The 13,025-nt window shown below is 39.9% G+C and carries 11 protein-coding genes; 6 read left to right on the forward strand and 5 right to left on the reverse strand.

All coding sequences use genetic code 11. The annotated features are described in order from the left end of the window. The first annotated feature begins 9 nt into the window (after nt 1-9). Nucleotides 10-297, forward strand: a complete 288-nt coding sequence (locus tag HYG88_RS04860; protein WP_005156331.1) for a lipid asymmetry maintenance protein MlaB — start codon at nt 10-12, stop codon at nt 295-297. Nucleotides 298-339: 42 nt separating this feature from the next. Here the strand turns inward: HYG88_RS04860 and HYG88_RS04865 are convergent, their stop codons facing one another. Continuing rightward, on the reverse strand, nt 340-1,353 hold the full coding sequence (locus tag HYG88_RS04865) for a CorA family divalent cation transporter (RefSeq protein WP_005156329.1): 1,014 nt from the start codon (nt 1,351-1,353) through the stop codon (nt 340-342). 345 nt (nt 1,354-1,698) lie between these two features. On the opposite strand from HYG88_RS04865, the gene HYG88_RS04870 reads away from it, so the two are divergent. Continuing rightward, nucleotides 1,699-2,094, forward strand: coding sequence for an NUDIX domain-containing protein (locus HYG88_RS04870; protein ID WP_005156326.1), 396 nt, complete (start codon nt 1,699-1,701; stop codon nt 2,092-2,094). Here HYG88_RS04870 and HYG88_RS04875 read toward each other — a convergent pair. Then, nucleotides 2,045-2,731 (reverse strand): ComF family protein, encoded by a 687-nt coding sequence (locus HYG88_RS04875; RefSeq protein ID WP_005156323.1) that lies wholly within the window; start codon nt 2,729-2,731, stop codon nt 2,045-2,047. The genes HYG88_RS04870 and HYG88_RS04875 overlap by 50 nt on opposite strands. After that, nucleotides 2,724-4,769, reverse strand: coding sequence for an ATP-dependent DNA helicase RecG (gene recG, locus HYG88_RS04880; RefSeq protein ID WP_005156320.1), 2,046 nt, complete (start codon nt 4,767-4,769; stop codon nt 2,724-2,726). Before recG ends, HYG88_RS04875 begins: the two co-directional genes overlap by 8 nt. Before the next feature lie 18 nt (nt 4,770-4,787). On the opposite strand from recG, the gene HYG88_RS04885 reads away from it, so the two are divergent. Together HYG88_RS04885 and HYG88_RS04890 are read left to right on the forward strand one after the other, a co-directional pair. Then, on the forward strand, nt 4,788-5,606 hold the full coding sequence (locus HYG88_RS04885) for an NAD-dependent epimerase/dehydratase family protein (protein ID WP_087544103.1): 819 nt from the start codon (nt 4,788-4,790) through the stop codon (nt 5,604-5,606). A gap of 125 nt (nt 5,607-5,731) precedes the next feature. Then, complete coding sequence (locus HYG88_RS04890) at nt 5,732-6,712, forward strand: putative solute-binding protein (protein ID WP_178882673.1); 981 nt, start codon at nt 5,732-5,734, stop codon at nt 6,710-6,712. A gap of 52 nt (nt 6,713-6,764) precedes the next feature. Here the strand turns inward: HYG88_RS04890 and plsB are convergent, their stop codons facing one another. Further along, nucleotides 6,765-9,320, reverse strand: coding sequence for a glycerol-3-phosphate 1-O-acyltransferase PlsB (plsB, locus tag HYG88_RS04895; protein ID WP_178882674.1), 2,556 nt, complete (start codon nt 9,318-9,320; stop codon nt 6,765-6,767). A 329-nt stretch (nt 9,321-9,649) separates the two neighbouring features. On the opposite strand from plsB, the gene HYG88_RS04900 reads away from it, so the two are divergent. Both HYG88_RS04900 and HYG88_RS04905 read left to right on the forward strand, forming a co-directional pair. Then, on the forward strand, nt 9,650-10,522 hold the full coding sequence (locus HYG88_RS04900) for an acyl-CoA thioesterase II (RefSeq protein ID WP_004660328.1): 873 nt from the start codon (nt 9,650-9,652) through the stop codon (nt 10,520-10,522). Nucleotides 10,523-10,659: 137 nt separating this feature from the next. Continuing rightward, nucleotides 10,660-11,901, forward strand: a complete 1,242-nt coding sequence (locus HYG88_RS04905) for a dicarboxylate/amino acid:cation symporter (RefSeq protein ID WP_178882675.1) — start codon at nt 10,660-10,662, stop codon at nt 11,899-11,901. A 57-nt stretch (nt 11,902-11,958) separates the two neighbouring features. On the opposite strand, the gene HYG88_RS04910 is transcribed toward HYG88_RS04905, so the two are convergent. Next, complete coding sequence (locus HYG88_RS04910) at nt 11,959-12,903, reverse strand: metal-dependent hydrolase (protein WP_178882676.1); 945 nt, start codon at nt 12,901-12,903, stop codon at nt 11,959-11,961. Between the last annotated feature and the right edge of the window lie 122 nt (nt 12,904-13,025).

Consider the following 13,025-nt stretch of genomic DNA (forward strand, 5'->3'; position numbering starts at 1 on the left):
AGGTGACGGGTGATTCAGTATATTGATCAGCAATTAATTGTTTCAAAAACAATTGATTTCTCGAATGCAGAACAGGTTTATCGAGCAGGTTTAAAGCATATCCAGCAACATAAGAGTTTTCCTCTCATTGTTGATCTGGGTCAGCTTGAACAAGGAAATACCCTTTCTTTAGCGGTATTGGTGCAATGGCTGCGTCAGACACCTGAAAGTAAAGGGCTGCATTTTAAAAATGTGTCTGATAAGATGCTGAAAATCATCCAAGCCTGTCATTTGCAAGATGATTTGAAATTGATATGAAAAAAGTCTTGTAATAAAAAAGCACCGCAAGGTGCTTTTTTATTAAATCCATTTCTTCCAGCGGAAGTACACCATTGGGAGTACAAGGAACGCCATCAGGATACTCGCTACAATCCAGAAACTCAGACTACCATGTGCGAAAGGTAAGACCTCAGTGTTCATGCCATAAATACTAGCAATCAGCATCGGAGGGGCAAGCATACTTGGTAAGATCGAGAATCGACGAATTGTGTCATTCTGTTCGGTGTTAATAAAACCTGATGTGGTATCCAGTAAGAAGCGGACTTTTTGGAATAAGAATGCATCATGTTCGACCAGTGAACGGACATCCTCACTTAATTCTCGAATATCAGCATCATAAATATGACTGCCTAAAGCTCGAGGACGAGAAAGGAAAGTAAGCACACGACGTAAATCGATCAAACACAGTTGCGCCTTTCCAAGCATATCTTCTTGTTGTGCGAGTCGTGTAATCATGTCATCAAGATCGAGCAGGGTTTCACGATGATGATTATTCAGTACCTCTGTGGAGTATCTTTCCAAGTCTTTGTGGATATCTTCCAAGATATCCGCAAGCTCATCTAGTTTTGCTTCAAGTAACCCGAGCAAGATCCAAGTGGGATCTTTATAGTCCATATTGTAATCATTACGGCGTGCACGCGCACGGAAGGCACGAAATGCAACTAATTTTTCGCCACGCATGGTAAACAAACGATCTTTATACAGAATGAAGGCAACTGTTTGTACTGTTGCAAGCATATGAGATGACTCATCTGTATCGCCATCGACCTGATAATTTTTATTCTTTGTTAAAAAATATGTACTGATATGCAAGATGCCATCATCATCACGGTAAAATCGTGCGGATGAGGAAATGTCTTCAAGTGATTTTAATGTTGGTAGGTTTCGCTCGTAAGCATCAAATACCCACTGTTGTTCTTCTTGAGATGGAGCAATTAGATCAATCCAAACCAATTCAGGGTGAAGATCAAAACTCCCATTGATTGTTGCATCTTCTAGACTACCGCGCTCTGTGGCATAAAAGGCTTCAAGCATGTCTTTTTTCCTCGCGCAGCCAATGTGAGATTTTCAGCATTGTACCGAAAACCAGCGTGTATTTTAGACAAGGATGAAACGAAAAACACTTGCCTAAACGTTAATTTCTAAAAAATCTTGTTACACAGCCTACTTTATCAGCATGACAGTTATATAAAACGGTTTTAATTGTATGAATTCTATATGTGTTTTTTTGTGTGAGGCTGCCAGATTACTGTTCTATTCATCTAAAAAATTATCGTTGTCTAGATAAGTCATGGCTGAGCAGGACAATACCGAATTTATGGTTCTTTAGTTCTATTGTAATGAATGCATCTGTTGAAATTTAAGTGTGAGGAAAGGGTATTGAAAACGATTACTGTGGCTGCCGCTGTCATTTTAAATGACCAAAATCAATTGCTTTTAGTGCGTAAACAGAATACGCAGGCATTTATGCAGGTGGGTGGAAAACTGGAACTGAATGAAGCACCTGAATTGACCATGCAGCGCGAGATTCTGGAGGAGATTGGCTGTGAATGCGAGATTAAGCAGTTTATTGGACAGTTTGAAACGGCTGCTGCAAATGAGCCTGATCATCTGTTAGTGAGTTATGTTTATGAGGTGAAACTGAAACAAACACCACGTATCGCTGCGGAAATTGCGGAGATGAAATGGATTGATTTGGAAGATCAAGTCACTTTACTTGCACCTCTTACTCAACACGTGGTGATTCCATGGTGTCAGCAAAATTTAGAGAACTAGCATTATTACGAATAGGGGCTGCTAAACAAATACTATAAACCTGTTGGCAGCCAAGTTGTTGCAAGACTTGAGATAAGGCGGTAATTGAACTGCCCGTTGTGACGACATCATCGACGATCAAGACTTTGCGATAACGAAGATGATTGGGCGGCGCAGCCACAAATTGCTGTTCAATATTTTCTAGTCTTTCGATGCGCGATAAGCCTTTTTGCGAGTGTTGATTCAAGCGTTGTACAGGTTGCCAGATAGGGATATTTAAGCTTTTACTAAGTGCTTGGGCTAGCAACAGCGTTTGGTTGAAACCTCGTTCAACTAATCGATCAGTTGAAATCGGCATTGGAACGATGGCATGTACTTTAGGAAGCTTGAGTTGTTGTAGCAGTCCTTCAAGTAGTCGTTGATGATGCAGTTTTTGTTCATATTTAAATTGCTGAATGATGCGATCAATCGGATATTGATAATGGCATACAACGAATATTTGTTGCTGATTACGTTGAATGGATTGTTTTAACCAAGGTAGCTGATTCCAACAACTTTGACATACTCCGTATTGCTTCCTAATCCCAATATCACACAGGATACATGGCGTTAGATAATCAAAGATTTGTTTTGCTGATGTTTGAATTAATTTAAACATAGGCGTATCTTGGGGCTTCAGGTAGCCAGCGTTTTAATAGTCCATCAGCATGCTGTGGATAATCTTTTAGAATTTGTTCAGCCACATAATGGGCTTGTGTGAGTAAATGATCATCACGTTCTAAACGTGCCACACGGAAGCCCATATCCCCAGTTTGTTTTGTTCCTAAGAGTTCACCTGGACCGCGTATTTCCAAATCTTTTTCAGCAATTACGAAACCATCATTACTTTCTCGTAAAATAGACAGTCGCTCCTGACCATTTTGAGACAAAGGTACTTTGTAGAGTAGAGCGCAAAAACTAGCGGTAGCACCACGCCCAACACGCCCTCGAAGTTGGTGCAATTGCGAGAGACCCAAACGTTCAGCATTTTCAATGACCATGATGGAGGCATTGGGTACATCGACCCCAACCTCAATCACTGTGGTGGCAATTAACAGTTGTGATTGATTATCTTTAAAGGCTTGCATGACCGCTTGTTTTTCATCTGCTTTCATTTTGCCGTGGACCAGACCAATATTGATGTCTGGAAAGCGTTCCTTAATTTCTTGATAGGTGGCTTCGGCGGCTTGAGCATCTAGGGTTTCAGATTGTTCCACTAAGGTGCAGACCCAATATGCTTGTTTACCTTCACGACAGTTGCTGGCAATCCGTTGCAGGACTTGTTCACGGCGATCTAAAGGAATTGTTACGGTTTGAATTGGGGTGCGTCCCGGGGGGAGCTCGTCAATAATTGAAGTATCTAAATCACCATAAGCACTCATCGCGAGTGTGCGAGGAATCGGGGTTGCTGTCATCACCAATTGATGTGGTGTAAATTGATTAGCGCCTTTATTTCTTAAAGCAAGGCGTTGATCGACCCCGAAACGATGTTGTTCATCAATAATAACCAAGCCTAGTTTAGAAAATTCCACGGCATCTTGGAATAAAGCATGCGTACCGACAATAAGTTGTGCATGTCCTTGTTTAATTTGTTGTTCAGCTTGTGTACGTGCTTTGCCTTTTTGTTTGCCTGAAAGCCATGCCACTTGGATGCCCAGTGGCTCAAACCAGCGTTTAAAATTTAAATAATGTTGTTCTGCTAAGATCTCAGTCGGTGCCATCAGTGCAACTTGCCAGTCTGCTTCTAGTGCATGGCAGGCTGCAATTGCTGCAACGAGTGTTTTACCTGCTCCTACATCACCTTGGACTAAGCGGAGCATCGGTTGATTTTGCTTGAGATCTTGCAAGATTTCCTTAGAAACTCGTTTTTGTGCATTGGTCATTTGAAAAGGAAGATCATCTAATAATGCCTTAGCCAAGATTTTACTGCTATCAAAACGAGGTGCAGCAATTTGGCGGATATAGGCACGGCGTGTTAATAGGCTAATTTGATGGGCGACTAGCTCTTCAAAAATTAATCGTTGTTGGGCAGGATGCGAACCTTGATTGAGTTGTTGCATGTTGGCATCAACAGGTGGCTCATGAATATATTCTAATGCTTGTTTCAGTTCATAGCCGTTGCTGTATTTAGTCGGTAATAACTCAGCCAAGTCATCGCTATGATGTTGTAACGCCTGACGAACATATTCACGTAATTTAGGCTGCGTCAGACCTTCAGTGCTAGGATAAATGGCCGTGAGTTGGGTTTTGGGTAACGGCGTATGCTGTTGGATGACTTGTATTTCTGGATGATACATTTCAAGACCGCGTGCTCCAACACGAACTTCACCGAATATTCGGAGCTGTTGTCCCATTTTGATGCGATCAGTTAATCCCTTATAAATATGATAAAACCGTAAAGTGACCTTGCCAAAATCATCTTGTAATAAGGCTGCAAGTGATTTCTTTTTGCCCGGAGGAAAATCTACGGATCGAACCTCACCTTCGAGCAAATAACTTCGTCCAACAACCAGCTGATTCATTGGAATAATGGTGCTACGATCTTCATAGTCACGAGGAAGATGAAACAGCAAATCATCCGTGCTAAAAATATGAAGCTTTTCTAATAGGGTTGCTGCGGCGGCACCAACACCTTGTAATTGCTGAACTGAAGTCATCTCTATTCAAGGGTGTATATGCATATTTTATTTATTGGTTATGGTAAAACATCTCAGCGCGTTGCTAAACACTTATTTGAGCAAGGTCACCACATTAGCACAATTAGCCGTAGTCCAAAAATGGATTGTTATGCAAGACACTATATTCAAGATATACATTATTTAGATTTGGCTCAGCTTGATCCAATTGATTTGGTTTATGTCATTCTTGCACCTTCGCAGAGCGGCATAGAAGCATATCAACAAACCTATGTTGATAGCGTTGAACCGATCGCTAACGCTCTCAAAAATCATCCTGTTCGACGTATCATCATCGTTTCTTCGACACGAGTCTATGGTGAAAATGCAGGGGAGCGAATCGATGATGAATCATTCATTCAACCCATCGATGAGCAGGGACATCTGCTTCGGAAGATGGAGTTGTTGTGGCAATCACATTATCCACATCAGAGCATTATTGTCCGACCAGCAGGAATTTATGGGACCTCAATTGCTCGTTTAAAAAAGCTTGCTGAACAAACACTGACTTATCCAACGATACATTTTAGTAATCGAATTCATATCGATGATTTAGCCAAGTTTTTAGCATTATTAGCTGTTATAGATGTTGTTGAATCAAGTTATATCATCAGTAATAACAATCCTTTACCCATGCATGAAATATTAAGTTGGTTTCAACAATATTTAAACTTGCCTCAGTTGCAACTTTTGTCTGAGCAAGTAACTGGGAAGCGAATTTATGCAACTCGATTGCCACAAACGGGATTTAAATTTGAACATCAGATTTGCTTTAATGACTATCAGACGCTGTTGTCGGTACATGATAATGAAAAGTAATTAGATTAAACTGCAAGACAATTTGAATAGTTGGTATAGATTTTGATGATAAAATACCAACAGACGCCGTAAAGGAACTGCCTGAGTTGTGCACATGGTTTGTGATGAGGCATTAAGGGGTGGGTATGAGAAAAATAATTTTTACCATGATGCTGGGGTTGGTAGCAACAACAAGTTGGGCGGGCGCACAAACATGGTGTGTGTTTGATCCATTGGGCACTCAGGGCGATATTAGTCGTCGTTTACAAGATATTCGTCTCTATGCACTTCAACATAAAACTCAGTTAAAGTTTGATACTTTTAAGGATGAAAAAAATGCGATTCAGGCATTTGATCAAAATAAATGTTCAGGTTTAGTGGCATCTAATTTTCATACCTATCGTTACAACCATTTTATGGGAAGTACCAGTGGAATTGGTTTGATTTCAAACAATCGTGTTGCACGTATGTTGTTGCAGTTATTGACCAATCCAAATGTCGAAAAACGTATGCTAGATCAAAATTATGAAGTGCTAGGCATGATTCCAATTGGCACGGCATATATGACCATGAATACTCAGCAGATCAGGAAAGTTTCACAATTAAAGAATAAGACCATTGGTATTTTGGAAAATAATCCGCCTCAATTGGCATTGGTACAAAGTGTATCGGCAAAACCTGTTTATGTGGATTTTGCTACGGCAGTTGATTCTTTCAAGCAAAAGAAGATCGATATATTGGCTGCACCAGCGTATGGCGTATTACCTTATAACTTGAAAAAAGAGTTTGGTGAATCGACCCAAGTTGTCAATTTTCCAGTCGCGTATTTCGCAATTAATATTGTGATTCGACCTCAAGCGTATCCCAATGGTTTTGGACACCAAATCCGAACTTGGTTTGTAAAAAATAGTAATGTTTTAGCTGCACAAGCAATTCAATGGGAAAATCATTTACCAGCGTATTATTGGGCTGATATTTCGGGTTATGAAAAGCAGGGCTATGAGGCGCTGGTTGCTAAGATTCGTAATCGTTATGTGGGTTCAGGTTACTACGATGCCTATTTTGTCGAGCTAATCAAACGACTCAGATGTCTAGATGATCCGAAATATTTAGAATGCCGCAAATAAATTGGGTTAGCCAATTTTTTTGACTAACCCATCAAAAGTGAATACCGAAACATTAAGCTTTCTTGCGTTTTAAACGACGTTTTGCCTGTTGAGAAGCCATTGCTTCTAAAGCGGTTGCAAGTTCTTTATCTGTAAATGTTGTAATGTGTTGCAACATTTGCAAGGTCGCCTCATCCAGTACCAACTGTGCACCTGCGGCCATTTCACTGAAATTATCATCATATTCAATGAAACCATGTTCATTATTACGAATGTAATTTTGTTGTGTTAGAACCTTAATAAAGCTCTGGAATAAAGACTTATCAAAGAACTCAGGTGAGTTAAATTCATATAGTACAGATAGGCGCTGACCTAATAAGTGACTTAACTCTTCGACTTGTTTGGTTGAAATGTTGCCAGAACCACGTTGGGTGATCAGTGCAAGCGTCATGTAATAACGCTCTAAGCTTTGTTTAACTGGCATGCCTAAAGTCAAAAGTTTCTGATGTTCTTCACTGTTTGGTGTTGGGCTAAATAAGTTGCCATCATGATCTTGGAAAATTAGACCAATTTTAACAAGTGCATTGATATAGTTATCAATGTGCTGTTGCAATTCAGAAGCTTTCCACTTCATGAATAATTCAGCTTTTAAGAATGGATACAATGTACGAATCACATTGCTTAAATCTGTTTTATTAATCTTACCGTTATGTTCAACCAATGATGCAACCAGTGATGGTAAGACAAAAGCATGTAAGATGTTGTTACGGAAATAGGTTAATAAAACGGCTTGATTGTCTTCTATGGCAATAATATCACCTAGAACATGCTGCACACGTTTGATCAGTTTGAGCTTTAAACCATAAGCAATGATTTCTTTACCTGATAAAGAAGTGACTTGTGTGCGTTCGTCATACGGTTGTTGAGTCGCTAAATCACGATAAATATCAAGTTGTTTCGCACAGATTTCTTCATCTAATGTATGTTTTGGTGTTGCTAATAAGATCAAAGATAATAATGAAACAGGGTTGATGACCACTGCGCGATTAATATTTTCTAAAATAACATTAGCTGAGCTTGAAACAACATTCGATACTTCAGCTGGAATTGGCGCATCATTTTTTTCGATTTGAATTTTATCCGCATTATGCTGCTTTAAAATATCATCGAGGAAAACAGGTTCGCCAAAGTTAACGTGTACCTTGCCAAAAATTCTTTCAATTTTACGTAAAGTTTTGAGGATACCGAAAATTGATTCTGCTTCTTTTGGCTTACCTTGCATTTCACCTACATAAGTTGAGCCTTCCATCAAGCGCTCATACCCAATATACGTCGGTAAGAATACGATTGGCTTAGCACGACCACGTAAATGACCATGTACGGTCATTGCAAGCATACCTGTCTTCGGTGGTAGCAAGCGACCAGTACGTGAACGACCACCTTCAATGAAGTACTCGATAGGCGTATTGCGTGATAGAATGCTGTATAAATATTCTTTGAATACAGATGTATATAGTGCATTTCCGCGGAAAGATCGGCGTATGAAAAATGCACCACCTCCACGTAATAACTGACCTACAAAAGGTAGGTTTAGGTTATCACCCGCAGCGATATATGGAATCATCAAGCCACGTTTGTAAATCACATAAGACAGTAATAAATAGTCAATATGGCTACGGTGGCAGGGTGTGTAAATAATCTCATAGTCTTTCGCAAGTTCGCGAACTGTACTGAAATTATGAACTTCAACGCCGTCATACAGTTGTGTCCATAATCGTGTTAAAGCCATATCTGCGAAGCGTACTGCTGACGCTGAATAATCAGAAACGATTTCATTGACATAGCCAATTGCGCGGCGTTCTGCCTCAAGCATGCTGATTTTATGCTGAATGCTTTCACGGCGAATGGCATCCTGTACATCGGGTGCCTTAATGACAGACTGCATCACGTTGCGGCGGTCTGACAAGTCAGGCCCAAGTACCACTTCGCGTTGCTGGTCTAGGTAGCCATCTAGTGAACTTGCGATATACGTGGCAGGAGAGATGTTTGGATGATGTCTCTTGGCATAATCTACCAATTCACGTAGAGATTGAGGCTCATGGAATTCTAAATATGAATCACGCCCATGTAAGCCAATATTCATGAGTTGTTTAACAGTACCTGGTGTTGCCCAAGTATCAGAAAATAATAATTTAAACCATGAATCTTCTTTATCAGGTGAGCGTCCCCAAAGTACTGTAACGGGAACTAATTGAACATCTACTTCTTGATTTTGTTCTAATGCTTCGATCAACTGTAGAAGGCGTGGGGGATATGTTTGAGTATTAAAAAAGTTATTTTCATTCTGATGTAAAAATAGAATCGAGTTTTTTTCGTGATAAGTTCCAAAACTCATGGCATCCAAAGCTGGCTTAAGATGAAGGCGACGCGTTTCACCATCAACTACCAAAGCATTACTACGTGAATAATTTTGTAGTACATAGCAAATCACTTTATTTGAATCTGGTGTGCTTTGCTCAGTTGTTGTTGATTCTGTAGGAACTTCACCAAGAACATGTGGAGTGACCACAAGGTCAAGTAACTTACTCGAAAGTTGGCGATACATTTGACCAAATCCAGTCTTGGACATTACAGACTCCTAAATGATAACCTTGAGCATGAGGCGTTGTTATAGTGCCGTAAAACCACAGCGTACGGCATAGCTCGATGAACACAAACGTCAACACGACATTCTGCGATATTCTGTCATGAAACGATATGTTATTTTCTGACAAAATATAGCGTATTTGGTAGATTTTATCGTTAAAAATCGTATTTTTAGCGGTTATAAATAAAGATTAATGTGACGGATGAATCATTTTATCCTGAGCATATTTATTGGAATTTGTGGCACAATCGAAATGATCAATCCTGAATGGATTAGTTGATCTCTCCTCATTGATGTTGGAAGGCTATTACATGAATGCGTTAACTCAAGAACTGGTTGAACTTTTGACTTTGGAAAAGTTGGAAGAACATATTTTCCGAGGCAACAGTCGCAATTTGGTTGGGAAACGAGTATTCGGTGGGCAAGTTCTTGGACAAGCATTAAGAGCGGCGTCATATACCACAAACCGTCCAGCACATTCGTTGCATGCTTATTTTTTATATGGTGGTGATGTCGATGCACCGATCATTTATGAAGTTGATCCATTGCGAGATGGTAAAAGTTTTGCAAGTCGACAAGTGCGTGCAATCCAACATGGACGTACAATTTTCTCGGCGATGGTATCTTTTGCCAATCCAGAAGAAGGCTTAAATTATCAACATAAAGAACCAGAGTATCCGAGTCCTGAAGAGCTGAAGTCTGAGAAAGAATTAAAAGAAAGTATGCTTAATTTCGTTCCAGAAAATGCACGTACGAGTTTTATGCGCGAACGTCATGTGGAAATCAGACCAACTCGACCAGTTAATCCTTTTCAGCCGCAGCCTGAAGCACCATATTATGCGCACTACATTCGTACCCATGATCGTATTGCAGAAAATGTTGATGACGTTTCATTACATCAAGCCATCGTTGCGTTTTATTCAGACTTTACTTTGATGACTACAGCACTGCGTCCACACGGGTTATCTTGGATTTCGCCAAATTTACAATGTGCAAGTATTGATCATACCATTTACTTCCATCGCCCGTTACGTGCTGATGATTGGATGCTTTACGATATGGAAGCAACGATTAGTGCCAGTTCACGTGGTCTGAATTTTGGACGCATGTGGCAGAATGGTCAGCTGGTATGTAGCACTGTGCAAGAAGGTCTAATTCGATTGAGAGAAATTGAAACCCAGTAAAATTAGATTTGAAAAACTCAAATTAAAGCCATTGTTTAGATGGCTTTTTTTGTCATAAGGTTGTGACAAAAAATTGCTCGATTCTTCAATATGGGCGTGCCATAGTACCCACAAGCTAAAATATTTTATTAATCAGAATGAATTTAAATACACAAATTCTAATCGCAGCTGTACTGGGTGTTATATATGGGTTCTTCTTAACCTTATATCCGCAGACTAGTTTTGCTGAACATAGTTTGTATGGGCTAGGGATTTTAAGCAGTATTTTTATTGGTTTACTAAAAATGTTGCTCATCCCACTTATTTTTAGTTCGATCGTTGTAGGTGTTTCAAATTTACAGGCTGGTGGACAATTTGGACGAGTTTGGAAAATTACAGCATTAAGCTGCCTCACGACGACAACCTTAGCTTTGATTTTAGGGATTAGTTGTGCACATCTATTTGAAGTGGGCAAAGGCGTAGATATTCAAATCTTCCAAGAAGCCATGCAAAACCATCAGACGCCAGATACGCTGACGCCTTCAAGTTTTCTGACCAGTTTTATCCAAAATACCTTGATCAATCCTTTTAAAGCATTTAATGAGGGTAATGTACTTGCAGTTGTGGTCTTTGCGTTATTCCTTGGAGTCGCATTAGTCAAAGGGGGTGAAAGCTTTAGTTTGGTTCGCAATACCTGCCAACAATTCTTTGTCATGATGATGATGCTTGTGGGTTGGGTGATGAAGCTAGCCCCAATCGGTATTTTTGCATTGCTTGCTAAATTGATTGCGACTGAAGATCTTTCCGTGTTAAGTCGTTTAGTGGAATTCGCAATGGTTGTCACAGGAACAACGATTTTTCACGGTGCTGTTGTTTTGCCGGCATTACTTTGGATTTTTGGAAAAATGAATCCAATCACTTTCTTTAAAGGTGCACGCACAGCTTTGGTCACTGCATTTGCGACTAGTTCAAGTTCCGCGACGATGCCACTCAGTATGAAATGTGCACAAGAAAATTTAGGTGTGCGACCACAGACGGCAGGATTTGTGATTCCTTTAGGAACACAATTAAATATGGATGGTACTGCACTTTATGAGGCAGCCGCTGCTTTGTTTATTGCAAATTTGATGGGCTTGGACTTGAGCTTAACACAGCAAATTATCGTATGTTTAACTGCCATGATTGCTTCATTGGGAGCACCAGGTATTCCCAGCGCAGGTATGGTGACCATGATTATGGTTTTACAATCAGTTGGTTTGCCTGCGGAAGCGATTGCGATTTTACTGCCAATTGACCGTGTGCTGGATACAGTGCGTACTGTGGTCAATGTACAGGGCGATATGATGATCAGTGTTGTTGTTGATCGTTATGCTAAGCAAGCAGAAGTTGAATCAAGTTGATGCGATTTAAGAAATAAAAAAAGCAGGAGAAGACTCCTGCTTTTTTTATTGAAATGCTTATGCAGCTTGTTGTAAAGCGCGTTTTGCTGCCGGTGAATTATTTAAATAATTCACCGCATCTTGAGTATTACCTTCTTTCACAGGATTATACCAAGGCAAGAGATAGTTGATTTGTTGAGCGACCAACCAAATTGGATTTGGTAAAACCTGATTATCTTGACGACCAATTTTGTACCATTCCATCCAAACCCATGGTCTAAATAAGCTCGGTTTTTTGTCGGCAAAACGAGGATCTTGCCCCATGATATGTGCCGCGCCATCAACCCATAAACCAAGTACACCCACGATTACAGCGACGCTCATGTAATAACGTGCAATATAACCACCACCTAAATGACGATATAGATCAAAGGCAACGGTACGATGTTCGATTTCTTCAGAACCATGCCATTTAATCAGATCAATCATTTCAGGATCGGCACCGAGCTCTTCCCAACGTTTGTTATACAGTGCGTATTTACCCAATACACAAGTCATGTGTTCAACTGTTGCAATGATGCCTAGACGGAACAAATCCCATTGATGGTCAAGTATTTTAGGAACTTCTTTACCAAAAGGCTGATCCGCTAAAGCTTTATTAAATAAGAAATCCATAATATCGAGATTACGCTGAATATCAATATTACGTTGGCTAAGATATTCTTTGTTCGCAGACGTATGTGCAACCGCATGCATCGCTTCTTGGCGAATAAATGCTTGAACGTCTTGTTTTAATTTTTCATCAGTAATTTCTGGAAGAACTTTGTTGTATAAGCGGCAGAACCAAAACTCACCAGCAGGCAAAATATTGTTAATTTCATTAATAAAATAACTGGCATAAGGCTGGTTTGGAATCCAATCCACTGGTGTTTTTTTCCAGTCAAACTTCACTTTGCGTGGGAGAATTTTATAGTCAATCGAAGAACCAAGCACTTTGTTCTTCATAAATGATAGTAATTTCATCGTTTAGTCCTAATCGATAGTGCAATGAAACAACACTAAGCAGTATATGAAAACTACCTAGTGTTTGTGTTTAGCAATTCGGGACAATTAGAAATTAATTTAATGCATCAAGTTGCATAAAA

The organism is Acinetobacter sp. SwsAc4, assembly GCF_013391535.1.
In the GTDB taxonomy this organism is placed as follows: Bacteria; Pseudomonadota; Gammaproteobacteria; order Pseudomonadales; family Moraxellaceae; genus Acinetobacter.